The organism is Aquimarina algicola (assembly GCF_006443095.1).
GTDB classification, from domain to species: domain Bacteria; phylum Bacteroidota; class Bacteroidia; order Flavobacteriales; family Flavobacteriaceae; genus Aquimarina; species Aquimarina algicola.
The window spans coordinates 462,548-489,394 of record NZ_VFWZ01000009.1 but is presented as its reverse complement, the minus strand read 5'-3'; the positions used below and the strand labels follow the sequence as shown (position 1 = coordinate 489,394).

The following is a 26,847-nucleotide window of genomic DNA, read 5'->3' as shown; positions in this document are numbered from 1 at the left end:
AAATTTTATAAGTATATCATTGCCTGAAGTGTTACTACACTTTGTGCATCATTATCGCCGTACTTTATATTTTGATATTCTAACGTTAGTTTAGAATGATGTCCACTAAAATATGCATTGGCCCCGACACCAAATGTTGTTGCATTATCGTCGATGGCATCAATTGACCTGTAATTAAAAGAGGTATAGGGTTGAAACTTTATTTTCTTATCGGTATTAGGAATCAAATATCCAACATGACCATAAAGCATTGAACCTGTTTCATATGTTTGACCAAGTGTAAAATCATCACCGTAGTCATTATTTTGATATGTTGCATAGGCAGTAATTGCTGATCCGTTTTCACCAAGAGGAGCATCATAAAAAGCATCTACTGCAAATATTGCTACATCCTGCCCATCAAGACTTAAATCATCATTTATGATCACACTTCCATCTGGATGGTAGAAGAACCCTGCTCCTACATTAAAAACTTTCTTTCCGCCGAGATAGGAACCTACTTTATAAGGAAGGAAATTAGATTCTTGATCTAGAAAATGATAATCAAAATACCCTGCAAAGTTTTTACCTGCATCTTTAGACCCAAACAATTCTCTACCTGCATATCGAGTAACACCGGTATTCAAATCCGGGTCAGCTAAATCTATCCCAGAGTCTAGTGTATTGGTCCCTGTTTCATTTATCGCTACACGATATTGAAATTTACCAAAAGTACCCTTGAGATATACTCCTATATGTCTTGCAAATTGATCTGATAATCCTATTGTTGCCCATGATTGACGATTATTATCTAGAGTCATCATGTTTAATGTACTTTGATTATTAAGTCTTGAAATACCATTCCAGTAGTGCAATCCTGCTCCTACCGCATGATCTTTTCCTAAGCTATACTGAAGCCAAAAATCATGGAAAAATAATTGTGATCGATCACCAGTCCCTATTGGACTTTGATTATCACCATTTAAACTATTTAATCCAAAATGTGTAAGTATTAAAAAATCTTTATTGATCTGAGAATATGTAAGCATACGTGCTCTTCTGATACTAAAATTGGTTTTGCTTACATCATCGGGAACTTCATCTCTGTATTGTGCCCAAAACTGACCCCAGGAAATAACCCTGATATATTTTGAACCTTCTTCGTCTAATTTGATTTTTATTCCTCCGTTATAATCGGGAGATCCTTGCGAAAAACTGAGATCGGGGAGCAAAAAACCACTCAAAAAGAGTAGTAATATGAGCTTTTTCATGATGTTTAGAATTTAGATTATGAAATGATTTGAACTACTTGCGTAGTGTTGTGCACATTTTAAAATTCTAAAAATTATGTTAAGCGATAAAAATGAGTATAGTTCTTTGCTAATTAATATAGTTATTCTCTAAAACGCTCCCATTTGATAAGCATAAACTTATCTCCCAACTCTGTAACAATAACCCCTGCCCCTTGGATATTATCAGGAGATTGAAAATAACTTGCTAACTCAAAAGAGCTCAATATTTTGTAAGTAGGATGATACTGAGAGTTATATGGTCTTTTGATATTATACTTTTTTACCCAATTCATTACACTTACATGAGAAATCCCTAATATACGCTCAATCTCTCTATAGGTTAGTCCTTCTAAATATAACTGTAACGCTTTATTAACGTAATAGTCATCTATTTTTTTACCAAGTTTGTTTACTGTAAAATAATAATTACAGCTTTTGCACTTGTAACGCTGTCTATTATTTATAATTCCGCTTTTAATATATTCTGAAGAACCACAGTTTGGACAAGTTTTGACTAGCATATATAGTATTTTAGCATAAATATATTATTTTAGCAATAAATATTTATCAATTATTTAATATTAATTATAAAAATATTTAAATTTTAACATAGATTCTTTATTAAATTCCTTTCAAAAACATAAGTTAATCTACAAATAAGAAAATCATCATAATGGCAGATGAATATATTGATATCCTTGACGAAAAAGGAGAGCCTACAAATACTACGGTTTTAAAATCTGAAGCGCATCGTCTTGGTTTATTTCATGCAAGTGTGCATATTTGGTTTTATACAAAAGAGAAAGAAATACTTTTACAAAAAAGGGCGCATCAAAAAGATACATTTCCCGATTTATGGGATATTTCTGTTGCTGGCCATATCGCATCTGGCGAAAAACCTAAAAATGCAGCTATAAGAGAGATTCAGGAAGAGATTGGACTTCATGTAACAAACAATGATCTGGAGTTAATAGGAACTCGTATATCAAAAAAGCAACCAAAACTCAATTTTTATGATCATGAACTACATTATATTTACTTAACTAAATTTAATTCAAACATAGATAAATTACAACTCCAGCAAGAAGAGGTTTCTGAAGTCTCTTTACTTCCTATTACAATGCTAAAAAATCATCTCGCAGATACCGAAAAGTCAAAACTATATGTTCCTCATGATCACTCATATTATCTTTTTATTCTTAATGAAATCATAAATCGATTGCAATAATACACTTATTACAACTAACTATTGTAACTTTCTGCTTTAGCCTATATAATCGATTACATTTATTTTAAATTTTAAAAATTAATAGATAAATAAATTATGTACGATTCAAATTCAAAAACAATAGAAGCACTCAATATTTTATTAGCTGATTATCACATGCATTATCAAAAATTAAGAAACTTTCATTGGAATGTTACAGGAGCTAATTTTTTTGATTTGCATGAAAAATTTGAGGAATTATACGAAGAAGCAAAATTGAAAATAGATGAAATAGCAGAACGTATTTTAACTCTAAGAGGAAAACCTGTTAGTAATTTTAGTGATTACCTAAATACTTCAAACATTAAAGAAGCTGAAACGACATTAGTAGACAGAGATATGGTTTCTGAGATTCTTAAAGATCATAATGCACTCTTAAAACAATTAAAAATAGTGACTGAAGCTGCAGAAGAAACAAAAGATGATGGAACTTTGGACCTCACCGGAACTTATATTGCAGAGTTAGAAAAAACAAGTTGGATGCTTGATGCCTGGAATCAAAGAAATTAATATCAAGAAAATATCATTTATTATGTTTTTGGTAACACTATCCATGAGTTGCCAAAAACATAATACATCGTTAAAAAAAATAACCTCTCTTAAAAAATCTCTTAAAGAAGTTTCCGGTATCACTCAATTATCTGATGGTAATCTCTACGCGATTAATGATTCTGGTAATGATAATACATTATTTTGTTTAGACAGTAAAGGTGATATTCTGGAAAAAATAAAAATACCCGGGGCAAAAAATATTGACTGGGAAGATTTGGCTTATGGTGAAAATGACACATTATACATAGGCGATTTTGGCAATAATACAAATGATAGAAAAAACTTAGTTATATATAAGGTATCAGGTGTTATTTCCAGAAATATTTCAGTTTCAAAAATTAAATTTACTTTGGGAGATCAGAAAAGCTTTCCTCCAAAAAAGAAAAATCTCAATTTTGATGTTGAAGCATTTATTTACTTAAATGATCATCTCTATTTATTTTCTAAAAACAGAAGTTCAAAATTTGAAGGAACCACAAAGTTATATCAACTTTCAACCAAACCAGGAAAGCACGTTGCAAAACTTATTGACACCTATTCTTTTTGCAATGATCCGGCAGATTGTTTTATAACAGGTGCTGCCATAAATACACAAAAGGATAAAATCGTACTCCTTACTTATAACAAGTTATTTATTCTATCTGATTTCAAAAATAACAATCTATTTAAAGGAGGTATCCAAAAAATTAAATTGAAACACTATTCACAAAAAGAAGGAATCTGCTTTAAAAATGATACTACATTATTTATTACTGATGAAAGCGGTAAAAAGAAAAAAGCTTCTTTATATGAATATACTTTAGATTAGTTTTTTAATTGCTCCCAATCTTTCTGTAGCATTGCATATTCATAATTATCAGACCATCCAGTGGCAAGAGGCAGTACTTCTCGTTTATGCCCTTCTTTGATCATACCTACTTTTTCTAAAACTCTTATAGAACCAACATTATCGACTGCGCAACCGGCTTCAATTCTATGGAGGTCAATATCCTCAAAACCAAAAAACAACACTAGTTTTAATGCTTCTGTCGCGTATCCTTGACCCCAAAACGTCGGATCAAGTTTATACCAAACAGTAGCAATTTTATATTTGGCATTACCAAGACACAGAGCTATCAATCCAATAAACGAAGAATCTTCTTTTAATTCTATTACATAAATATATTCTTGTCTCAAATGGATTGATCTTATCCATTCTTCTAAAATAACTTCTGTTACAAGTTGATTTGTTGGGATGCCTAAAGTATTATATTGATCAACTTCTTTGATAGAATGTAATCTATGGACATCTCCAAGATCAGACAATTGTACTAATCGTAATCGAAGTCTTCGTGTTTCTAACTTCATAACATAAAAAACTACTTAGAAATTTAATCCAAAGCCAAAAGTAAAGCGTAGTCCATCTTCACTATGGAATAGTCCAAGTTCTCCACCTATGGTATCTACAATATTTACCCACATTCCGCCACCAACAGAGTCATGCCATTTATCTGAGTCTTCACCATCAATCCAAACTCTACCTAGGTCATACCCCCCAAACATTCCTAATTGTAAAGGAGTGACACCTGTTTTGAATCTGTTAAAACTATATCGTAAATCACCACTAAACCCTAATGATCTTTCTCCTGTAAATCTTTCTTCTCTATATCCACGTAATCCTTTAGTTCCTCCTAAATTTGCTCCTTGATAGAATTCAAAATCGTCACCAATATTAATTTCTGCTATTACATCTGTTTTTAAAACCAGTTTTTTATTTCTAGTAATTGCATTATAAAAAATTAGTCTCGGGTTTAGGTATCCATATGTTCTATCTGTATCATCCATATTCATTCTTGCACCTGTATTCAATGTCAACATCATACCTCTTGTAGGGTTAATACGATTATCATAGCTCTCAAACTTATAATTGAGTCCTAAATGTGTAAAAAACTTTCTTTCAAAAAAATTGGGATCATTTTCTGCAATTTCTAATCCAGAGGTAATAAATCTATTTTCTGTATCCTGTACTTCTATTCCTTCATAAGAAGCATTAATAGAAAACTCGCTCCCGTAACGACTTTTTCTTTGTAAGCCTACACCAAATACCCACATAGATGTTTTGACACGGTTATAATTAAATGTTAGATCATCATCAAGATTTATAGAACGGTTTCCGAAACCGAAGAAATTTTGTGCAAAATTTTCACTTGTATATAACCCATTTACCAATATATTCCATCTCCCTATTGCATTTACAAATTCTCCTGCATACGAGATATCGTAACCTTCCGTTTGAAAATAATACGCTGCTGTTACTCTATGTCTGCTATGAAAAGGGTCATTTTTGAAACCTCTTGCTGTAAAGATATTGGTAAGACTTACATTTACGCCATCATCAGGATTAAAACCTATAAAAGGGGCAATTGCATTTGTCTTCTCTATATATTTGTTATGATCGTAAATGTTATAATCGTACACATTACTTAATACAAAGTTTGCTCCTCCCTTTTTTTCTATTGTATTTGGTTTTGATTTATGATCGTATACTTTTATTCTTTTTCCATTTTCTATTGTATATTTATCATTATTTTGACCACCAATAATTCTTATTTTTATTGCCTTTTTACCTTTTCCTCTGACCAAAAACTCATCATCATCATCTAGCCCATATACCCATATTTCTTTGGTTTCTTTTGAATCAAAAGTACGTTCAATAAAGGGTTCTTGAGACTTTCCATTTTTTATTCTAGAAACTTTTATAGTGGTCTTATTATTTTCTCTGATAATTTCAAAAAAATCATCTTTATCCGTTCCTTTAATAATTACATGCTTGGATAAATATTTATAGTATTCTTTTGCTATTTCTTCTAATCGTTCTCTTCTTTTCTTCAAGTTTTCTTTTATACCTAAAACAGTATCATCTTTGAGCTCTTCTGGAAAATTCTCGAAGGCTTTATCAATAATATCATCAGAAAGATATTTTTGTATGTGTTTTGCCTGTTCTATCCAAATATCTTCTTTAGAATTTTGAATTAAGGCTTTATCTAGTGGAGCTCCCGAGAGATTTATCCACTTTACTTTTTTAAGCTCTCCATCATAAACCTGAAATTTACGCATCAAAGGTGAGAGAAATCTTAATGTATTAAGCATAGCCCCGTCGTAATTAGAAAAGACTTGATCTCTATCTCTAGGTATAGGTCTATATATTTTTTCTTCCTCAGAATCAAACCTTGCCCATCTCCATTGATCAGAATGACGATCCCAATCTCCTAAAAGCATATCAAAAAGTCTGGTTTTGATATAGCTTTTTTCATCTAGTTGATATTTTTCATCTTTTCTCAGTTTGTTAAGAAGGTCTTGTGTACTTTCGATGTCATCAGGCTTTCCAAAAGATGGTTCGTCACCAAACTCTTTTCCAGGACGTTCTTCGAGAAAATACATTTCACCTCCAAAATTTTCGTTGTATTTACCAAGTGCAGGATGTTTTGGAATAAAATAAACCTTTGGATTAGTATGATATACTCCTATTGCTCCTGCCATTTCTCCCAGTGCTAAGAATGCGTATGGATAACTAGAGCTATAAAAATCAAGTAATATATCTTCTGCCAGCGTATTCTCAAAACCGTTATCTAGAAAAGTGTATTTAAAAGCTCCTTTTTGTAAAAATTGAGTTGCACTTTTGCGCATTGCTCTCAAGCTATATCGTTTTCCGTTTTTATCAATGAGGCGTAAAGATCGGGTAACTTGTCCTCCTCCTTGTCTATCAATCTCAAAACCACCCATTAAGGTATCCAAAGTTGCTATAGGCACTTTTATATCTTTTCCATATACATATCTATAATGGTCTCCCCATACCCATTGATAAAAATTAGACTTATTTACTTCTTCATCACTATATATAGTTGCCGAAGTTTCATTATCAAAAGTATTTGTAAGATTACTAAAATCGTATTCTTTTCCTTTATCATATACCAAATTTTGATATACTAATTCTGGTTCACCATCTTTATTTGCATAAAAACTTACATTAGAAGAACCGTCTTTATAAATATCTAGTTTGGCAAATCCTTGTCCCGGATAAGAAAACAAACCATTATGTCCCAGAGAGGCAGCAGAGACTTTTGATCCTGATCCAGAAATTATTTGTTTGAGCCCTTTATCATCTATGTATTGTAAAGAATGCTCATGACCAGAAACAAATACAACTTTGTCAAAACCTCTCGCTAATGTGGTAAGTCTTCTAATCAGCTTATTGTATTGAACATTTGATATATCCTGTTTAGAAACTCCACCTTGAGCTCGAATTTGCGTCGCCAGCGACCCCAAAATGGGTAATGGTATTTTCTTTTTTGATGGAAAAAGATATTTACTTATATCATTTTTACCCCCATGTGGTCCATGTGTAAACATTGGATGATGTAATGCTATAACAACTGTTTTGTTGCTATTTTTTTTCAGTTCGCTTGCTATCTCAACAAAAAAGCTTTCTCTGGTTTTAATCTCACAGTTATCATTAATTGTTGGATGTTTATCCCAATTTACAAGATACCATTGTGTATCAAGTAGAAGTAGATGTATATTCTCGTTAACATCAATACTTTCTATAGGACAGCCTTTTGCCGGTAAGAAAGTATCTTTGTCATTCATGTTTTTTTCTACATACTTTTCTTGACGATGTACTCCTTCAAGTCCTTGGTTATACCAATCGTGATTACCAGGAATAAAAATGCTATTTCCTTTAAACTTTTTTGCCAAATCGATTTGAACATTCAGTCGGTGTTCTGATAATGCTCTCTGAGGGTCACTTTTACCTGGCATTCCTTTTGGATAGATATTATCCCCAAGAAAAAGCAAATAATCTTCTTTGGATACAGAAGCTGTATCTAACATTTTTTGTAAAGCCGTTAGTCCATCGGTACTATGTCCCATTTTTGCATAGCCGGCATCACCAACTAGATAAAATGTTTTATCTATTGCCTTATTAGGAATATCTTTTGAAAAACTTTCATTTTTATACTGTGGAGAAAATGTTGCGCAAGAACTAATCAATAATATAGCAGCACAAATCGTTAGAATCTTATTATATTTATCCATTATTTTTAAATACAATCTCTATTTTTTAGCTATTTTGGTTGTCGAAAAATTATAAATATGTCTTCTTTAATAGAAAAAACCGATCTTTTTGTTTCAAAACTTTTTGAAAAAGAATTTCCCCATTCATGCATATACCACAATTACGATCATACCAAAAGAGTATTTAAAAGTACAAAAGAAATCATTGACAATACTAATTTATCTGAGGAAGATAATGAAGTTTTATTATTGACAGCGTTATTACATGATGTTGGTTACTCTAAAAGCCCTGATAATCACGAAGAAAAAGGTGTTGAAATTGCAAAAGATTTTTTAAGCAAACATGATGTTTCTGGTGATAAAATAGAAAAAGTTTCTCGATTAATCATGGCTACCAAAATGGAACATGAGCCCGTAGACTCATTAGAAGCAATTATAAGGGATGCCGATGCTTCGCATTTTGCAAAAGACTACTTTTATGAGACCAGCGAATTATTGAGGCAAGAATTCAAAAAAAACAAAATAACAGATCTCAATACGCTAGAATGGTTAAAAGCGAATATAGATTTATTTAAAAATAAACATCGCTACTACACAGAATATGCTATCAAAAACTGGCAATCTATGAAAGAAAAAAATCTTTTACTGATGCTAGAAAAACAAGAGAAACTCAAAAAGGAAAAAAAGAAAGAAAAAGATAAAATTAAAAAATTATTAAAAGAAGAAAGCCCTGAAAAAGGAATACAAACACTTTTTAGAGTTACTCTACGAAATCACTTAAAACTAAGTGATATTGCGGATACAAAGGCCAATATTCTTCTATCAGTAAATGCAATTATAATCTCGTTGGCACTATCTAATCTTATCCCAAAATTAGATAACCCTTCTAATCAGTATTTAATTTTTCCTACAATGGTATTTATTGTATTTTGTATTGCTTCTATTATTTTGTCTGTACTTGCAACAAGACCAAATGTAACTACCGGAGAATTTACCAGAAAAGAGATTGAAGAAAAAAAAGTTAACCTTTTATTCTTTGGTAATTTTCATAAAATGCCATTAGAAGAATATAAATGGGCAATGACAGAGCTGATGACAGATAAGGAATATATTTATGACACGATGGTCAAGGATTTATATTTTCTAGGTAGAGTATTGCATAAAAAATATAAGATTCTAAGAATTACGTATACGGTTTTTATGGTAGGTATCATTTCTTCTGCCATTTCTTTTATTATAGCCTTTAATACACTCCAATAAAAAAATACTGTAAACAAATAAATATTTACAGTATTTTATATTTTTTCAAAAAAAATAGAAGATGTAATGTAATTCTAGTTTATCTCTTTCATTAAATCTTCGTAAGTATAGAATTCTTTATCTTTCTCATCTTTGTTGTAGAGAATATTTGCTCGTAACGCTTTAAGACCTGTTACTCCTTGTAAGTCTTCTAATTCTACAATTTCGATTTCCTCTTCAAGATAATTTTTGGATTGTAAGAAGTTCATGTATTTGATATACTCACGCTCATCTGAACTTTGAGAATATACAACAACAAGTTTACCTTTTTCTGTAACTCTTTGATCTGTTCCTTTGATCTTAGATTTATCAACACGTTTTTTTACAACCTCATATCTGGCATTGTATGTACCATCTACGTCAAAACGTTTTTCATCCATTCTAAATCTAACAGAAAGAGATGTATGAAATACCAAAACCATCGAAGCTACATCTAGTGCAATTGGCAATTCTCCTTTCATTTGATAATATGCATTCTCCATTTCGCACATTACTTGTAATTGCCACAAACGAAGATTATAAAGATAAATCTTGTTAAAAGAATCTTGTTTTGTAATTGACTCTCCTATATACATATTATGCTCAACACCATCAGACTTAAATCTCTCAAAATAGTGAGGATACATTGACTGAGCTTCTTCTTGCTTTTGATCTAATAGAGTCGCCATTTTTTTATTAATCTGCATAACAGCTTCATCATAATCTTTACGATGTCTGTATACACTTTTTAATACTCCATCAAGCATACTATCATACTCACTAATTGTAGCTTCAAGATCTTCATTCTTCTGTTTAAGATGCTTAAACAATGGTGTAATTTCTTTCTTAATGAAGTTTAATATTTTTTGTTCGCTATCAACTTGTAGTTGCTCTGTTATAGATTCAATATATTGATTTGTTCTAAAGTAAAGTTGTTCGTATATGGGGAGTGATTCTACTTTTAATATTCTATTAATTACTTTGTTGATTGCTTTTAATTGTAAAACTAGATCTTTTTGAACGGCTTTATTTCTAGCATCTGAAGATCCTTTTATATCGATTTGCCCATATAAAGGGTATACATTTTCAAAAACTACTTCTCTAAACGACACCGGTATATCATGCGCTTTACCTCTAGTAAATCGTTTCGCTTCTTGTTTAAACTTCCAATGAACACTAGGATGTATAGAAGTACACTCCTGCTGAATAATAAGTTCTAATTCATTTTCTGCTTGAATTTTTGATTGAAGCACAGAATCAACAAGATATGGCATTATATCTTTTAACTTATTTGCATTTATACTATTCAATTCATGAATATTAGGAGAAACAATTTCTAAAATACCCAATAACTGATCATCACTCTTAAGAGGAGCAAATATTGCACTATTGATACCTTGTGCAATAAGTCCTTTATACATAATCTCTTTTGGAGTAGACTTTTGAAATTTCTTTACATCTGAGATGGCAAAGTAAGTGGATTCTTTAAAAAGATTATGAAAAGTCCCCTTACATAAAGCAGTCTCACAGTTATCAGTTGATCTGCCATATAGCAAATAACTCTCTACATTTTTTACAGGGATTCTTTCTAGCATTTTCTCTTCCGGATCATAATTAGAAAATCCAACCTTAATATCACGGATATTAAATATTGATCGAAAGATTTTTTGAAAATCATCTACAAATCCTCCTTCTTCTTCTTTTGATTCGTATCGAATTAAGCTTGTTTTAAAATCGGATAATGAAACATCTGTAGTTACATCAAACATGTTGGCTATTACTATTCCCTTAAAAATCCAACTGTGAGGAGGAAATTTTTCTTTCCAAATTTCTATGTTATCAAAATTGTCTAATAACTCGGCAACATCTTCATCTGTAATATCAACTGCCTTATCCGTTTTTATAATATCTGTAAAGTCTGCATTATATAAAATACGATAGTTTCTAATCATTCCTAAACTATCAGGTATATCATAGAAAAATGGTCTTTTAAAATCTATATTATAACCATAGTATAACCCTAGAATGATACTACATCCCATGATATAATAATGGTCCTCATCAAGGTTTTTAATTTTTGGCTCAAATCCTTTACCTGCAGCTTTAATAATATTTTTATATCTCTGTGTAGATTTTAATTCAATATTATGAAAGGGAACAGTTGCAACTTTAATTTCATTCTGTTGCAAAACATCTGAAAAGCTATCCTCAAGAACTAAATTGATCTGAGTTTGCAATTTTTCTACATTTTCTAAATCTTTTATTCCTTTTTCTAAATCCGGATATTCTTCAGCTATTTTTAGAATTTGGCCAGCCCTGCTTTTCAAAAGAGGATTATCACTCTTTAAAGCATCTCTATAATGCTCAAAAAACTTTGAAAAGCTTATCCAAATATCTAACGGAAAATCTTCCTCCAGAACCTTCATACTTACTCTTTAATTGTAGGGTACAAAATTACTATAAATAAAATAGGATTAACAGATATTAACTATTAATTAAAACATAATTTAAATCAAGTATCTATTTAATCTTTATATTAAGAACGAATATCGATTCAAAATTAGGACATATACATGCTAAAAAAGCATAAAACATTACTTAGTTATCTTATTATAAATCGATTAAGCTCTTATCTGTTAGACTATCGTTCTTACATTTTGTTACACTTAAAGTTAACTTTTTTAATGTTAATAAAATATCAAAACCTTATTTTTTAATTGATTCTCTTTAGACAACGTTAATTTTTGGAGTATATATAATGTATTCTTTATTTTTACATCATAAATTAAAAATACTATGAAAAAAATTGTTCTATTCTCGATTATAATCACCATGTTATCATGTAATAAAGAACAAAAAGGGTATGTAATTACAGGAAACACTTCGGGTTTTGAAGATGGGATAAAAGTATATGTAAATGAATTGAGTAAATCCAATAGACCTATAATTATTGATTCTACTACTATTCAACAAGGAAAATTCGAAATAGCATTACCTCCTCCAGAAAATAATGACTTCAATTATTTAACTTTTGAAAAGATTAATGGGAATGTAGTTTTTCTTGCAGAGAATAATCGTATTGAAATGACTATAAAAAGAGATAGCTTAAGGTTTCCTGTTGTAAAAGGAGGAACTGAAAATAATCTCTTTTTTAGCTATATGAATACAATGAAAAAGTATAGCGAGAAAAAAATTGACCTTAATAATCAACGTCACGTAGCATCAAAGTTAGGTGAAACAGATAAAGTTGTTAAGATTGCTACAGAAATGCAAGAAATCATAGACAAAGAAAAACAATTTAGAAAAGACCTTATCGAAAACAACGCTTCTTCACTGGTATCTATCATGGCTATTACAGATCTTTTGAATATGAAGGTTTTATCTCCCAATGAAGCTAAAGATAAATTCGAAGCTCTTAATGATACTTTAAAAACTAGTAGGTTAGGAAAAAACCTGGGAGCTATTATTAGTAATGCTATTGCTGTAGCATCTCAAAAAAGAATCGATATTGGTAGTGAAGCAGAAGATTTTTCTGCTCCTACACCAGATGGAAAAATGCTTACTTTAAAAGAATCATTAGGTAAAGTTACTATTGTAGACTTCTGGGCTTCATGGTGTAAACCCTGTAGAATTGAAAATCCTAATGTCGTAAAAGTGTATAACAAATACCACGATAAAGGGCTTAATATAATAGGAGTCTCTCTTGATAAAAAACAAGAATCATGGACAAAAGCTATTGAAGATGATCATTTAAGTTGGAATCACGTATCGAATCTTCAGTTCTGGCAAGAACCAATTGCAAGAGCATATGGTGTAAGATCCATTCCTGCTACATTTATTTTAGATGAAAAAGGTAATGTTATCGCAAAAAACCTAAGAGGGCCTGCTCTTGAACAAAAAATTGCTGAATTATTAGACCAACAAAAATCACTTTAATACAAACAACATAAAAATATTATAAAACGGCTCTATATATGAGCCGTTTTTTTAATCTATAATTTTCCTAAACGTTGTAATACAAACAAAATGATAATTGGGATCGCCAACAATCCAATCATAAGTAAATTCTTTTGAAATAACCATGGGGCCAATATCAAAGTAATGATATAACCTCCGGCAGCCCCTCCGAAGTGTGCATCATGACCAATATTACCTACTCTATTTTTCATTCCAAAAATAGAATACAATAAATATCCAATTCCAAATATATATGCAGGGATTGGGATTGGAACAAACATTAAGTACAAACTCATTCCTGGTTGAAAAAGAATAGCAGAATATATTATGCCTGAGACTGCACCACTGGCTCCAACAGCGCTATAATGATATTCTTCTTTATGAAAGAATAAAGAAAAAAGATTACCAACAAAAAGACTCCCCATATACACGACAAGAAACTTAATATTACCTAAATAACTAGTAACTACAGGAGCAAAAAAGTATAGCGTGAACATATTGAAAAAAAGGTGCATCATATCAACATGTAAAAACGCAGAAGTAAGCATCCTTATCTGTTCTCCCCTTCGTATCCCCCCTATATTAAACTTAAATTTTTCGAAGAATGAAAAATCGTTAAATCCTTTTAACGAAACAAGTACATTGATTAAAATAATTGAAATAATTACAACATTAAGGTTTCCCATATAATCTCTAATTTTTATTCAAATATACCACATATTTTAACCTCAAAAAATCTCAACAAATTATCTAAATCTTATTAGTAAAAGTTTATGATAAAAAACATTTTATACTTTTATATTTGTAGGCTTTAATTAACTATTTAATGCAATTATTAATATATCGTTTGGTATATCCTATTTTATGGATAATTTCTAGATTACCTTGGCGTTTGTTATACGCATTTTCTACCTTTTCTTTCTTCTTCATATTTCATATTGTAGGATATAGAAAAAAGACAGTATCATCTAATTTGCGATTAGTTTTTCCTGAAAAATCAACAACCGAAATAAAAAAAATACAGAAGAATTTTTATAAGCATATGTGCGATATGTTTATCGAGATGATAAAAAGTTTATCTATTTCAAAAGAAGATATGATCAAACGATTTGAAGTTATTGATACTCATACCTTCAAAGAAGTACAATCTCAAGGCAAAAGCATTATCGTTTTGATGGGGCATTATGCTAGTTATGAATGGGCTATTGCAGCTCAATTTGTAATGGATTTTCCTATTGTTGGTGTGTATAAAAAAATAAAAAACAAATATTTTGATCAATTAGTGCATAGAATTCGAGGTAAATTTGACACACGACTTGTAAATAGTCATACCGTAATCAAAACAATAACACGTGATAAAGTTCATGGAAAATTGTGTGCCTACGGTTTATTATCTGATCAATCTCCAAAATTAAAAAATGATCTATACTGGACAGATTTTATGAATATTAGAGTTCCTGTTATTACAGGTGGAGAAATTTTAGCGAAACGATTAGATTTACCTGTTATGTATCTAAATGTCGAAAAAGTAAAAAGAGGTCACTATCATGCAAAATTTATACCAATTACTAATACCCCAAAAGACTGCGAAGAACATTATATTACAAAAACTTATCTCAAATTATTAGAAACACAAATCAAAAATAAACCAGAGTATTATCTTTGGACACATAAAAGGTGGAAACATCGTGATAAAGAAAATATAAATCCTTAACCCTTATTCTCAAAGGGTTTTTATTATTTTATTTGTAAAACTCCTGTCAATTAATGGTTATTAATTTTGTTTTAACAAAATATTAGTATTTTTGCATACTAAATCATTCGGTTAATGCAATTATTAACATACGCTCTTGTTTATCCTTTACTATGGGTAATTTCAAAACTACCATGGAAATTATTTTATGCTTTCTCTACATTCATTTTTATAATCATCTACTACGTAGCTGGTTATAGAAAAAAAACTGTTACCAACAATTTGAAATTGGTTTTTCCAGAAAAAAAAGAAAAAGAAATAAAAAAAATAAGAAAAGAATTTTATAAACATATGTGCGATATGTTTTTGGAAATGATAAAAAGTATTTCTATTTCTGATCATGAAATGAAAAAACGATTTAAGCTTACTAACCTTGACGATCTTCTTGAACTTGAAGCTCAAGGAGAAAATATAATGGTTTTTATGGCACATTATGCCAGCTACGAATGGTCTAACGTTGTTGATTTACAAACAAAATTTCAAGCAGTTGGTATCTATAAACCAATAGATAACAAGTATTTTGATCGATTAATTCATAAAATAAGAGCCAGATTTGGTTCTCGCGTAATTTCGAGTAGAGATGCTATGAAAATCATTACAGATGATCAATCTAAGGAAGGATTATATATGTACGCATTAGTTTCTGACCAATCTCCTAAAATGCACAATGCCATGTATTGGACCGATTTTTTAGGTATAAAAGTACCCACATTTCTTGGTGCAGAGGTTTTGGCCAAACGATTAGATTTAAAAGTATTTTATCTACAAGTAGAAAAAGTAAAAAGAGGATTTTATGAAGCTACTTTAGTTCCTATTGAGAGCGATACGCAAAGTTGTAAAGACTATTCAATTGTAAAAAAATATCTAAGACTATTAGAAAATCAAATCATCAATAAACCAGAATATTATTTATGGTCACATAAAAGATGGAAACACCGCAATAAAGCAATACCACAAGGAGCAACTATAGATTAAATCAACTATAGTAATCTCTTAATATTTTTTTAGTTAAAAATGCTATAGATTCACATAATAACAATCAGAAAAAAGTGGAAATTTCCCCATTAAAAATGTAAGAATTGTAGGAGTTTAATAATTGTATTCTCTTCTAACTATCTTTTATCGAAATATCCTGTCCCTTTAACGTTTTTTCAAACTTTCTCTTTTAAATTAGCTTGTCGTTTATGAATTTTGTCATCACAATATAAATACACCTTTTTTTAGTACTTGAATCTTACCCCCTTTGTTCAAGGTTTTTACAGGTAAATAATCATCATTTTATTTAATCATTTTTTATAACTAAACACCATTTTTTATGCAAAAAACTACTTTTAAAAATCTAAAGTTTAAGTGGTACACAAGGTTAAATCTTGCACTTATTCTTATTTCACTTTCATCTTTTATAACAAAAGATATCAGCAATATCAATGAAGATATTGTGCTTAAAAACAAGATACAACCTTCGAACTGTGATAACCCATTACAAAAAGCATTGGGCTATAATGCTTTTGTTCGTTATGGAACTTCAGTAAAAGGGGGTGATACTGAAGGACCAATTGCTATTGGGGGTGATTTAACAATGAAGGGAATCATTACTATTGCAGCACACACAGCAGGTACTATTTTTTTTAATAATGACGATCAAGCATCCTCTTTAGTTGTCAATGGTAAAATAAATTATAATTCCGGTGAGGGTATTCACCTTAACAATGGATATGTAAAACTAGGGAACACAACCGGTTCTTTTGTTTATGACCGAGACAATAATAATGCTTCATCTAATACCAGGATAACTTCTGGTGGTTATTTTGAAAAACCTCGATTACAAGTACAAAGAAAACAATCTGTTTCTTCTGTAAAACAAGGAAACCTCATTGATTTTGAAACTGCATTTTCTGAGTTTGAATCTACAGCACTAAAATATAGTAGACTTACTGCAAATGTATCCATCAGTAGAGATAACAAAATATCTTTAGTCAATAATCAACTGAATGTTTTAAACATAACGGGTTCGGAACTAAAAAAACTTCCATATCTCACCTTTGAAAATACTCCAAATACTGAAACTCCTTTGGTTATTAATGTAAACGCTCCCGGAGACTTCGAATGGAATATATTCAATCTTAGTGGTATCGGCGATCAACAAGGGGCTTATATTCTTTGGAATTTTTATAATAGTTCTTCTATTACACTTAATGGCGGAGGTACAATTATAGGTACTTTGTTTGCCCCAGGATCAACAGTGATCAAAAATTCATCCGGAAATATCAATGGACAGGTAATTGCTAAAAAGTATGATCATAATGGTGGAGAATTGCACCATTATATTTTTAAACCTTGTATAGATACCCCTTGTGACCTAGTCGTAACTGTTGAAGATAAGGAAATCTGTATAGGAGACAGTGTAACACTTACAGCAAATGCTGAAGGAGATTTTCTTTGGTCTACAGGAGAAACTACACAAAGTATAACAGTTACTCCTACAGAAACAACTAATTATTCTGTAACCATTACTAAAGATGGATGTACTGCTACCAATACTGCTACAGTAACCGTAAAAGACCCAAAAGTAAGCTTGGGCGAAGACATCAGAGTATGTTTAGGAGAAACAGTAACGCTTACCTCTACTCCTGCAGATACTTATCTTTGGTCTACAGGAGAAACAACACAAAGCATAACAGTTACGCCAACAAAACCTGTAACTTGGTATACCATAGAAGTGACTATTGATGGATGCATCGCTAAAGATATGATAGATGTGTTTACCGATTCTCCTAAACTAGTAGTAGTAGATCAAATGATTTGTAAAGGCGAATCTGTAACCCTAACCGCTGAAGGAAAAGGAAACTTTTTATGGTCAACAGGAGAAACGACACAAAGTATAGAAGTAACTCCAGAAGAAACAACAACTTATACCGTTACTGCAGAAAGATTCGGTTGTATAGAAACTAAAGAAGTAACTGTAACTGTAAAAGACCCAAAAGTAAGCTTGGGCGAAGATATCAGAGTATGTCTGGGAGAAACAGTAACGCTTACCTCTACTCCTGCAGATACCTATCTTTGGTCTACAGGAGAAACAACACAAAGTATAACAGTTACGCCAACAAAACCTGTAACTTGGTATACCATAGAAGTGACTATTGATGGATGCATCGCTAAAGATATGATAGATGTGTTTACCGATTCTCCTAAACTAGTAGTAGTAGATCAAATGATTTGTAAAGGCGAATCTGTAACGATAAACGCTGAAGGAAAAGGAAACTTCTTATGGTCTACAGGAGAAACGACACAAAGTATAGAAGTAACTCCTACAGAAACAACAACCTATACTGTTACTGCAGAAAGATTCGGTTGTACTGAAACTAAAGAAGTAACTGTAACCGTAAAAGAACCAAAAGTAAGCTTGGGCGAAGATATCAGAGTATGTTTGGGAGAAACAGTAACACTTACCTCTACTCCTGCAGATACCTATCTTTGGTCTACAGGAGAAACCACACAAAGCATTACAGTTACGCCAACAAAACCTGTAACTTGGTATACCATAGAAGTGACTATCGATGGATGCATCGCTAAAGATATGATAGATGTATTTACCGATTCTCCTAAATTAGTGGTAGAAGATCAAATGATATGTAAAGGTGAATCTGTAACGCTAACTGCTGAAGGAAAAGGAAACTTCTTATGGTCTACAGGTGAAACCACACAAAGTATAGAAGTAACTCCAGAAGAAACAACAACTTATACCGTTACTGCAGAAAGATTCGGTTGTACTGAAACTAAAGAAGTAATTGTAACTGTAAAAGACCCAAAAGTAAGCTTGGGTGAAGATATCAGAGTATGTCTGGGAGAAACGGTAACGCTTACCTCTACTCCTGCAGATACTTATCTTTGGTCTACAGGAGAAACCACGCAAAGCATAACAGTTACGCCAACAAAACCTGTAACTTGGTATACCATAGAAGTGACTATTGATGGATGTATCGCTAAAGACATGATAGATGTATTTACCGATTCTCCTAACTTAGTGGTAGAAGATCAAATGATATGTAAAGGTGAATCTGTAACGCTAACCGCTGAAGGAAAAGGAAACTTCTTATGGTCTACAGGAGAAACGACACAAAGTATAGAAGTAACTCCTACAGAAACAACAACCTATACTGTTACTGCAGAAAGATTCGGTTGTATTGAAACTAAAGAAGTAACTGTAACTGTAAAAGATCCAAAAGTAAGCTTGGGCGAAGACATCAGAGTATGTCTGGGAGAAACGGTAACGCTTACCTCTACTCCTGCAGATACCTATCTTTGGTCTACAGGAGAAACCACACAAAGCATTACAGTTACGCCAACAAAACCTGTAACTTGGTACACTATAGAAGTAACTATTGATGGATGTATCGCCAAAGACATGATAGATGTATTTACTAATTCTGTTGATATTGATGCTGGAAATGATCAAACGATAACTTTGGGAGAATCTGCTACTTTAACTGCAGAAGGAAATGGAGATTTCTTATGGTCTACAGATGAAACTACGCAAAGTATTACAGTAACTCCTACTGAGACTACAACATATACCATCACATCAACAAAATATGGATGCGTTGCTACAGATACAGTTACCGTTTATGTTGAAATTGACCCTTGTTTAAGTCAAGAATATCAAATAACTGCTACTCCAATCCCTGTCGAAAATGTAGGAATATTGACTGTAGATATTTCAGTAATAAAAGATCAAACCATTGTCTATGAAATTTATCAAATGAATGGAAATAGAATTGGTCCAACAGTAAATATAAATCTAAATAAAGGATGCAGTTCATTTCCTATAGATTTAGACAGACATTGTAACCTAAAACCTAGTACTTATTATATTCTTAATATCATGGGAGAAGGATGGTCTGACACTGTGAGATTTATAACCAAACCGTAGAGGAATATACAATTTAACGATATAAAAAAGTCCTGCCAAAAGTATAATGGCAGGACTTTTTTTATTGATATATGCAAAGAATTAAATCCCCGCTATTTCCTTTAAGGTATGAATTGTATCTTGAGCAAGCTGATCAGCTTCTTCTTGACTCAAAGCTTCCGTATAGATACGTATAATTGGTTCTGTATTACTCTTGCGCAAGTGCACCCAACTATTTTCAAAATCAACCTTTACCCCATCTACTGTAGACACTTCTTCATTAGCATGTTTTTTATGAAAACCATCCAAGATAAGATCTACATTCAAATCCGGAGTCAGTTGAATTTTATTTTTACTCATAAAATAAGAAGGGTAACTATCTTTTAATGCACTTACACTACATTTTTTTTCTGCTAAATGCGTAAGAAACAAAGCAACACCAACTAGAGAATCTCTACCATAATGAGAAGCAGGATATATAATACCGCCATTTCCTTCTCCACCGATAATAGCATTGTTAGCTTTCATTTTTTCAACTACATTTACTTCTCCAACGGCACTAGCTTCATAATTACCATTATGTTTTTGAGTAACATCTCTAAGTGCTCTACTAGAAGATAAATTAGAAACTGTATTTCCGGGAGTCTTACTCAAAACAAAATCTGCGCAGGCTACAAGCGTATATTCTTCTCCAAACATCTCCCCATTTTCACTCATAAAAGCAAGGCGATCAACATCTGGATCTACAGTAATACCAAGATCAGCTTTTTCTTTTACTACAAGTTCAGAAAGATCCGTTAGATGTTCTTTAAGCGGTTCTGGATTATGCGGAAAATGACCGTTTGGTTCACAATACAATTCTACTGTCTCTACTCCTAATCTTTTAAGTAATCCGGGAATTGCAATACCGCCGGTAGAATTTACTGCATCTACCACAACTTTAAAACCTGCATTTTTAACCAGTTCTTTATTAACCAGTGGCAAATTAAGTACTTCATCAATATGAAGTTCTATATAATCATCTTTTGGTATTATACTTCCTAAATCATCTACTTCTGCAAAAATATATTCATCATTTTCTGCAATCTCTAATATCTTTTTTCCATTTTCAGCATTTAAAAACTCTCCTTTATTATTTAGTAATTTCAATGCATTCCATTGTTTAGGATTATGACTAGCAGTCAAAATAATACCTCCATCTGCATTTTCTTTCGGCACAGCTATCTCTACTGTTGGTGTCGTAGATAATCCTAAATCTATCACATGAATTCCCAATCCAACCAAACTGTTCATTACCAATTGTTGTATCATCATTCCCGAAATACGTGCATCTCTTCCAACGACAACAACCGGATGTGGCGTATCTGTATCTTTTTTGAGCCATGTACCGTATGCTGAAGCAAATTTAACAGCATCAACAGGTGTTAGATTATCTCCTACTACCCCTCCAATTGTACCTCTTATTCCTGAAATTGATTTTATTAGTGTCATAAAAATTGTGTGTTCTAAATTCAAACGCAAATTGTTTTAACTTTTTGAAAAATCCTAAAAAAACTTTAAAATTTTAATCGATTAACGATTTTATAACATTATTCCAACCTTTTCTAAAAGTAATCTAAAATCATTGTTAAAACCAATTAAATATCTGATTACCAATGATTTAAATGTTTTAAATTATTAATCTGTTATCATTTCCAATTTTATTATACTCTTCTGCAATAATTTATATACTTTTAGCACACTCTAAGAATTAAACCAACATAAATACAAACGCAAAATGAAGAAAAATTTATTTACAATCACAGTAATTGTTCTATTCTATTCTACTCTATCTTTTGGGCAAATCGTAACGCAATGTAAAGGTACAGTAAACCCTTCTAATAAATTATGGGAAGACTATAATCAAGACATCAACAATCCTTCAAAATTACCAGATATCATACCTATAGACGTTAATTATTCTGGTTTAGTAAAAAAAGAAATCAACCCAAATTACGATGAATTAAAAAATGCTGTTCTGGATCTTGCAGCAAACAAAGGAGGAGTTATTTCATTCAAAAATGTAGGCTCTGGTAAAACCATTTTCTTTGACGAAGCTATTGAAATCACAAATGATCTTCAAAAACCTTGTATCACTATTTTAATTGAAGGAAATAACCAAATTACATTCGATGGAGGAAACAAATCGAGCATGTTTGTTTTAAGAAAAAGCGTTAAAGTAATCATACAGAATACTACGTTCCAAAGAGGACGATTAAAACGTAATATCATACAAGACCCCAGTAAATTTAGAGTGGGTGGTGGTGCTATAGAAGCTACTTTTGGTGCAGCTTTACGAGTATATGGTTGTACATTCATAAATAACAACGTTGATGAATGGGATGATACTCCCGGAGGAGGCTATGACGGTGTTGGTGAAAATCAAAATGGTGCTGCGATCAGACTTAATTTTCATACTACAGGAGAAATATTTAAATCTACTTTTGAAAACAACAAAGCTGTTACCGGAGGTGCTGTTGGTGCAACATCTATCAATAAGTTAACGATAATGGATAGCTTTTTTGATAAAAATGTATCTACAGCTTACAATACCAAGAACTCTACAAAAAGAAGAATTGCAGAGGGTGCGGGAGCACTTCGTGTGGATAGAACAGCTAAACCTTTAGAAATTTACCGAACACGATTTAGTGAGAATGCTGCAAATAAAAAAGCATCAGTGATGGAAGTTTTTATACGTCCACTCAGGGATAAAAACGGAAATGAAACCGGACCATACCCAAATTTATCTCAATTTGCTCTTATTATAGACGGTTGTACTTTCGAAAAAAACAAATATTATAATTTTAAAGGTGCTAATGATCCGGAGAGAGGTGATTTTTTTGCAGGGTGTATGGTATTTCATGGAGGTAGAAAAGATAATAATTTCAAAGGGGCAAAAATGAAAATTACCAATTCCAGCTTTATAGAAAATGAAGTTGCAGAATCAAATATAAGAGCTCTCATGGATTTTGAATTATCCAATAGCATATTTGCGAATACTAATTTTATAAGATTAAAAGATAATAATAACAACTACAGAAATACAGGAAAAGCAGCATTAATGCTAAGAGGTGAAGTAGATAAAGGCCTAATTACAAATTGTACATTTTATAATAATGAAACGCATCCTGATGATCCTGATTTTGCGATCGCTAGTGATTTATTCTTTTGGAAAGGTACCGAAAATAATTTCACCTTAAATAATTCTATTTTCTACCGGAAAAACAAAAAAACTACCATAAAACAAGTAAGTCAACCTATAAAAGGTAGTGGTAATAATCAATTCATACCGGCAGTAGACATGGCTACATTTAGTAGTGTTTCAACTTCTAGTGTAAATCTAACAGACCCTAATATTACCCCTAATAACATTGTTGACATGTGTCTTGGTCAAAATTCTTTGCCAAAAAATATTGGGGGGCTTGATGATTGCGGTGCTTCTGGCGGTAACTCTGGTTCTTCACCTGCATTTACAATTCCTGGAACGATACAAGTAGAGAGCTTTATTACCAAATCTGGTAGTGTTCGTATTGAAAACACTCCAGGAACTTCTAATAAAAATTTAGGATATATTAAAGATAAAGATTTCACAGAATACGAAGTAAACATAGCGTCTACTGGTGATTATAGAATAGATGCTTATGTTTCAAGTAATGGTGTAATTGGTAAATTACAGCTTCTAATTGATAATAAAAATGCGGGAGTATTAGAAACCCCTGTAAATAATGCATGGCACAAATATGAGAAAGTCTCAAAAACAAGACCCTTTACTGCTGGTAAACATCGTTTAAAATTATTGTTTAAAGGAACAGCAAGTGGATTTTTATACAACATTGACCGTATTGTATTTACAAAAGTTGCCAATGCAAAACAACAGTCAATAGACACATCTGAAAATAATCAAATAACTGCTTACCCAAATCCTACCAAAGGATTTATTCAGATACAAGGCGATCAAAATATTAGCATACAAAATGTTGATATTTATACGCTTGATGGGATTTTAATAGACAATCTCAAAGTGAATTCTAACGGGTATGATATATCGAATTTATCAAAAGGGATGTATATTTTAAAATATACATTCAAAAATAAAACTACTCAAAAAGAAACTCAACAAATCTCTAGAATAATCAAACAATAGAGATACATTTTTTATTTATACTACAAAAAAGGGCATATTCTGCCCTTTTTTTGTTGATTTTAAAAAAATAACATCGTTATGGAATAGTCATTCTTGACTTCTAAATAAAATATCTATCTTTAGAATTCAAATTATCTAACACAAGATATTCTTTTAATATGCATATATCTAAAAAATCAATGTTTTAGCGGGTCAATGAATTATTTAGCACATATCTATTTATCAGGAGAAGACCCAAACCTTACCATTGGAAATTTTATAGCAGATTCTGTAAAAGGTAAAAAATTTATGGAATACCCGGAGCGAGTTGCTCAAGGGATTGTATTGCATCGCAAAATAGACTCTTTTACAGATACACATAAGATTGTAAGAAAAAGTACTTCGCGATTATTTCCAAAATATGGGCACTATAGCTCTGTTATCATCGATATTTTTTATGATCATTTTCTTGCTTCAAATTGGGTATCCTATTCAGAAACACCATTACAAACCTATTCTTTAGATTTTTATACCCTTCTAGAAAGTAATTATAATATGCTCCCAGAACGTATTCAAAATTTCTTACCATATATGATCAAAGATAATTGGTTATTAAGCTATGCTTCTTTAGAGGGAATAGGTAAAGTGCTTTCCGGAATGAACAGGCGTACAAATAATAAATCAAAAATGAATCTTGCCGTAATCGAATTAGAACAATTTTATACTGATTTTGAAAAAGAATTCACTTTATTCTTTGAAGATTTGAAAGGTTTCACTGAAAAAGAAATGAAAAAACTCTAATCCTATACTATGAAATACATCTCACACTGCATCTTTATACTACTTTTAATTTCCTGCAAAACTGATAAAAAAGAAATAATTACCCCTACTGTACAACCGATTAGAGGAGTTATCGCCCAAAAGGCAATGGTTGTTTCTGCAAGAGAGGAAGCTTCTAAAATTGGTGTTGAGATTATGAAAAAAGGAGGTAATGCCTTTGATGCTATGGTTGCTACAGAAATGGCTCTGGCAGTATCATATCCTTTTGCTGGTAGCCTTGGTGGTGGTGGATTTATGGTATATCGAAAAGCAAATGGAGAAACAGGAGCTTTAGATTATAGAGAAAAAGCTCCTTTGGCAGCAACAAAAAATATGTATTTGGATGAGAATCAAAATCCCATTCCTCAAAAAAGCCAACTAGGATCAATGGCAATTGGAGTTCCCGGTACTGTTGCCGGTATTTTTGCTGTACACGAAAAATTTGGTTCTTTGCCAATCAAAGATATTTTACAACCTGTCGTAAAACTTGCACAACAAGGTTTTGTTGTTACCAAAAAACAAAAAAGACGTTTTGATAACTATAAAGATCTCTTTTTTGAAGTAAATAAAGATACTATAGTATTTGCTAAAAACTATAAAACTGGTGACACCATCAAAAATCTTAAATTGGCAAGTACAATACAAAGAATTATTGATAATGGAAGATCTGAATTTTATCAAGGAGAAACAGGAAAAAAAATTGTAGACCATATACAATCAAATGGAGGTATTATCACAATGGAAGACCTCTCTAAATATGAAGCCAAATGGAGAGCCCCTATACAATTTAAATATCGAGATTTATCCATTATTTCTATGTCTCCGCCATCTAGTGGAGGGGTATGTCTTGCCCAAATAATGAAAATGATTGAACCCTATGATCTCAATAGTTTTGGGCATAATTCCTTAAAAACAATACAAGTACTTACAGAAGCAGAACGAAGAGCATATGCAGATCGAAGCTTCTATTTGGGGGATCCTGATTTTGTAGATATCCCTCTTGATACATTGATCCATAAATCATACTTAACTAACAGAATGTCAGATTTTAGCTTTGACAAAGCCACAAAATCTTCTGATATAAATTGTGGTCTTATTTCTGGATATGAAAGCGATGAAACTACCCACTACTCTATTGTAGATCAATTCGGGAACGCAATTTCTGTAACGATTACACTCAATGGTGCTTACGGATCAAAATTATATGTTCCGGAGATCGGTACTTTCCTTAATAACGAAATGGATGATTTTAGTGCTAAACCGGGGACTCCAAATATGTTTGGATTAATCGGAGCCGAAGCAAATTCTATTGCTCCCGAAAAAAGAATGCTGAGCTCTATGACACCTACAATAGTAGAAAAAGATGGAAAATTATGGATGTCGGTTGGAACTCCCGGCGGTTCCACAATTATCACTTCTGTATTACAAACAATTCTAAATGTAACAGAATTTGGAATGACGATGCAAGAGGCTGTAGATGCACCTCGTTTTCATCATCAATGGTTACCAGATGTTGTGGTCTTTGAACCTAATTCTTTTGACACTGGACTTTTAGACAGTTTAAAGCAAAAAGGATATAAGATCAATCAAGAAAACTCCAGAATTATTGGTAAAGTGGATGGTATTTTAAAACTAGAAGATGGTACTTTTGAAGGAGGAGCTGATAAAAGAGGTGATGATACTGCTGTTGGGTTTTAATTCTCTTTTCTTATTATAAAATCAATTAACTGCTGTGCTTTTAGAAAAGAAATCAGGAAGTTTTTCTTAATTCTTGCTTATAGATTTTGTTTGCTTTTGTCTATATGAAATTTACAATCTTAATAAGAC

18 protein-coding genes are annotated in these 26,847 nt (G+C 31.7%); 11 read left to right on the top strand and 7 right to left on the bottom strand.

Features of this window, described 5'->3' with window-relative positions:
* Positions 1 to 5: 5 nt before the first annotated feature.
* On the bottom strand, positions 6 to 1,250 hold the full coding sequence (locus FHK87_RS23830) for a hypothetical protein (protein ID WP_140597385.1): 1,245 nt from the start codon (positions 1,248 to 1,250) through the stop codon (positions 6 to 8).
* Positions 1,251 to 1,372: 122 nt separating this feature from the next.
* Entirely contained in the window at positions 1,373 to 1,792 is a 420-nt protein-coding gene (locus tag FHK87_RS23825) for an IS1/IS1595 family N-terminal zinc-binding domain-containing protein (RefSeq protein ID WP_140597384.1), read from the bottom strand.
* Between the two features lie 152 nt (positions 1,793 to 1,944).
* On the opposite strand from FHK87_RS23825, the gene FHK87_RS23820 reads away from it, so the two are divergent.
* From FHK87_RS23820 to FHK87_RS23810, 3 genes are all read left to right on the top strand, one after another.
* Positions 1,945 to 2,499, top strand: a complete 555-nt coding sequence (locus FHK87_RS23820; protein ID WP_140597383.1) for an NUDIX hydrolase — start codon at positions 1,945 to 1,947, stop codon at positions 2,497 to 2,499.
* A 96-nt stretch (positions 2,500 to 2,595) separates the two neighbouring features.
* Entirely contained in the window at positions 2,596 to 3,048 is a 453-nt protein-coding gene (locus tag FHK87_RS23815; RefSeq protein ID WP_140597382.1) for a Dps family protein, read from the top strand.
* On the top strand, positions 3,026 to 3,898 hold the full coding sequence (locus FHK87_RS23810) for an SdiA-regulated domain-containing protein (protein WP_140597381.1): 873 nt from the start codon (positions 3,026 to 3,028) through the stop codon (positions 3,896 to 3,898). Before FHK87_RS23815 ends, FHK87_RS23810 begins: the two co-directional genes overlap by 23 nt.
* Here FHK87_RS23810 and FHK87_RS23805 read toward each other — a convergent pair.
* Positions 3,895 to 4,437, bottom strand: a complete 543-nt coding sequence (locus FHK87_RS23805) for a GNAT family N-acetyltransferase (protein WP_140597380.1) — start codon at positions 4,435 to 4,437, stop codon at positions 3,895 to 3,897. The two genes, FHK87_RS23810 and FHK87_RS23805, sit on opposite strands and share 4 nt — an antisense overlap.
* Before the next feature lie 15 nt (positions 4,438 to 4,452).
* Positions 4,453 to 8,163, bottom strand: a complete 3,711-nt coding sequence (locus FHK87_RS23800; RefSeq protein WP_140597379.1) for a metallophosphoesterase — start codon at positions 8,161 to 8,163, stop codon at positions 4,453 to 4,455.
* Between the two features lie 57 nt (positions 8,164 to 8,220).
* Here FHK87_RS23800 and FHK87_RS23795 point away from each other — a divergent pair, with 57 nt between their 5' ends.
* A complete protein-coding gene (locus tag FHK87_RS23795) occupies positions 8,221 to 9,402 on the top strand; it encodes a Pycsar system effector family protein (RefSeq protein ID WP_140597378.1) in 1,182 nt (393 codons plus the stop codon).
* A 74-nt stretch (positions 9,403 to 9,476) separates the two neighbouring features.
* On the opposite strand, the gene FHK87_RS23790 is transcribed toward FHK87_RS23795, so the two are convergent.
* Entirely contained in the window at positions 9,477 to 11,846 is a 2,370-nt protein-coding gene (locus FHK87_RS23790) for a GAF domain-containing protein (protein WP_140597377.1), read from the bottom strand.
* Between the two features lie 370 nt (positions 11,847 to 12,216).
* Here FHK87_RS23790 and FHK87_RS23785 point away from each other — a divergent pair, with 370 nt between their 5' ends.
* Positions 12,217 to 13,356, top strand: coding sequence for a TlpA disulfide reductase family protein (locus tag FHK87_RS23785; protein ID WP_140597376.1), 1,140 nt, complete (start codon positions 12,217 to 12,219; stop codon positions 13,354 to 13,356).
* A gap of 56 nt (positions 13,357 to 13,412) precedes the next feature.
* On the opposite strand, the gene FHK87_RS23780 is transcribed toward FHK87_RS23785, so the two are convergent.
* On the bottom strand, positions 13,413 to 14,063 hold the full coding sequence (locus FHK87_RS23780; RefSeq protein WP_140597375.1) for a rhomboid family intramembrane serine protease: 651 nt from the start codon (positions 14,061 to 14,063) through the stop codon (positions 13,413 to 13,415).
* 140 nt (positions 14,064 to 14,203) lie between these two features.
* Here FHK87_RS23780 and FHK87_RS23775 point away from each other — a divergent pair, with 140 nt between their 5' ends.
* The 3 genes from FHK87_RS23775 to FHK87_RS23765 all read left to right on the top strand — a co-directional run bounded on the left by FHK87_RS23775 (position 14,204) and on the right by FHK87_RS23765 (position 20,060).
* Positions 14,204 to 15,091, top strand: a complete 888-nt coding sequence (locus FHK87_RS23775) for a lysophospholipid acyltransferase family protein (RefSeq protein ID WP_140597374.1) — start codon at positions 14,204 to 14,206, stop codon at positions 15,089 to 15,091.
* Positions 15,092 to 15,205: 114 nt separating this feature from the next.
* Positions 15,206 to 16,105, top strand: a complete 900-nt coding sequence (locus FHK87_RS23770) for a lysophospholipid acyltransferase family protein (RefSeq protein WP_140597373.1) — start codon at positions 15,206 to 15,208, stop codon at positions 16,103 to 16,105.
* 340 nt (positions 16,106 to 16,445) lie between these two features.
* Positions 16,446 to 20,060: a choice-of-anchor A family protein gene (locus FHK87_RS23765; protein WP_140597372.1), complete on the top strand. Its 3,615-nt coding sequence runs from the start codon at positions 16,446 to 16,448 to the stop codon at positions 20,058 to 20,060.
* An 81-nt stretch (positions 20,061 to 20,141) separates the two neighbouring features.
* Here FHK87_RS23765 and glmM read toward each other — a convergent pair whose 3' ends face one another.
* Positions 20,142 to 21,530 carry a phosphoglucosamine mutase gene (gene glmM / locus FHK87_RS23760; RefSeq protein WP_140597371.1) on the bottom strand — a complete coding sequence of 463 codons (1,389 nt, stop codon included), beginning with the start codon at positions 21,528 to 21,530 and terminating at the stop codon, positions 20,142 to 20,144.
* 286 nt (positions 21,531 to 21,816) lie between these two features.
* Between glmM and FHK87_RS23755 the strand changes: the two genes are divergently transcribed.
* The 3 genes from FHK87_RS23755 to ggt all read left to right on the top strand — a co-directional run bounded on the left by FHK87_RS23755 (position 21,817) and on the right by ggt (position 26,718).
* The gene (locus FHK87_RS23755; protein ID WP_140597370.1) at positions 21,817 to 24,222 is read left to right on the top strand and encodes a carbohydrate-binding protein; all 2,406 of its coding nucleotides are present in this window, start codon (positions 21,817 to 21,819) and stop codon (positions 24,220 to 24,222) included.
* Positions 24,223 to 24,417: 195 nt separating this feature from the next.
* Positions 24,418 to 25,002 carry an acyl carrier protein phosphodiesterase gene (locus FHK87_RS23750; RefSeq protein ID WP_140597369.1) on the top strand — a complete coding sequence of 195 codons (585 nt, stop codon included), beginning with the start codon at positions 24,418 to 24,420 and terminating at the stop codon, positions 25,000 to 25,002.
* 9 nt (positions 25,003 to 25,011) lie between these two features.
* Positions 25,012 to 26,718, top strand: coding sequence for a gamma-glutamyltransferase (gene ggt / locus FHK87_RS23745; RefSeq protein WP_140597368.1), 1,707 nt, complete (start codon positions 25,012 to 25,014; stop codon positions 26,716 to 26,718).
* Positions 26,719 to 26,847: the final 129 nt, after the last annotated feature.

What these genes read in the sequence shown, in the direction of transcription:
- FHK87_RS23775 (WP_140597374.1), top strand. Translation starts at nt 14,204, where the DNA reads ATGCAATTATTAATATATCGTTTGGTATATCCTATTTTATGGATAATT.
- FHK87_RS23755 (WP_140597370.1), top strand. Translation starts at nt 21,817, where the DNA reads ATGAAGAAAAATTTATTTACAATCACAGTAATTGTTCTATTCTATTCT.
- FHK87_RS23805 (WP_140597380.1), bottom strand. Translation starts at nt 4,437, where the DNA reads ATGAAGTTAGAAACACGAAGACTTCGATTACGATTAGTACAATTGTCT.
- glmM (WP_140597371.1), bottom strand. Translation starts at nt 21,530, where the DNA reads ATGACACTAATAAAATCAATTTCAGGAATAAGAGGTACAATTGGAGGG.
- FHK87_RS23790 (WP_140597377.1), bottom strand. Translation starts at nt 11,846, where the DNA reads ATGAAGGTTCTGGAGGAAGATTTTCCGTTAGATATTTGGATAAGCTTT.
- FHK87_RS23795 (WP_140597378.1), top strand. Translation starts at nt 8,221, where the DNA reads ATGTCTTCTTTAATAGAAAAAACCGATCTTTTTGTTTCAAAACTTTTT.
- FHK87_RS23820 (WP_140597383.1), top strand. Translation starts at nt 1,945, where the DNA reads ATGGCAGATGAATATATTGATATCCTTGACGAAAAAGGAGAGCCTACA.
- ggt (WP_140597368.1), top strand. Translation starts at nt 25,012, where the DNA reads ATGAAATACATCTCACACTGCATCTTTATACTACTTTTAATTTCCTGC.
- FHK87_RS23785 (WP_140597376.1), top strand. Translation starts at nt 12,217, where the DNA reads ATGAAAAAAATTGTTCTATTCTCGATTATAATCACCATGTTATCATGT.
- FHK87_RS23810 (WP_140597381.1), top strand. Translation starts at nt 3,026, where the DNA reads ATGCCTGGAATCAAAGAAATTAATATCAAGAAAATATCATTTATTATG.
- FHK87_RS23770 (WP_140597373.1), top strand. Translation starts at nt 15,206, where the DNA reads ATGCAATTATTAACATACGCTCTTGTTTATCCTTTACTATGGGTAATT.
- FHK87_RS23825 (WP_140597384.1), bottom strand. Translation starts at nt 1,792, where the DNA reads ATGCTAGTCAAAACTTGTCCAAACTGTGGTTCTTCAGAATATATTAAA.
- FHK87_RS23765 (WP_140597372.1), top strand. Translation starts at nt 16,446, where the DNA reads ATGCAAAAAACTACTTTTAAAAATCTAAAGTTTAAGTGGTACACAAGG.
- FHK87_RS23800 (WP_140597379.1), bottom strand. Translation starts at nt 8,163, where the DNA reads ATGGATAAATATAATAAGATTCTAACGATTTGTGCTGCTATATTATTG.
- FHK87_RS23815 (WP_140597382.1), top strand. Translation starts at nt 2,596, where the DNA reads ATGTACGATTCAAATTCAAAAACAATAGAAGCACTCAATATTTTATTA.
- FHK87_RS23830 (WP_140597385.1), bottom strand. Translation starts at nt 1,250, where the DNA reads ATGAAAAAGCTCATATTACTACTCTTTTTGAGTGGTTTTTTGCTCCCC.
- FHK87_RS23750 (WP_140597369.1), top strand. Translation starts at nt 24,418, where the DNA reads ATGAATTATTTAGCACATATCTATTTATCAGGAGAAGACCCAAACCTT.
- FHK87_RS23780 (WP_140597375.1), bottom strand. Translation starts at nt 14,063, where the DNA reads ATGGGAAACCTTAATGTTGTAATTATTTCAATTATTTTAATCAATGTA.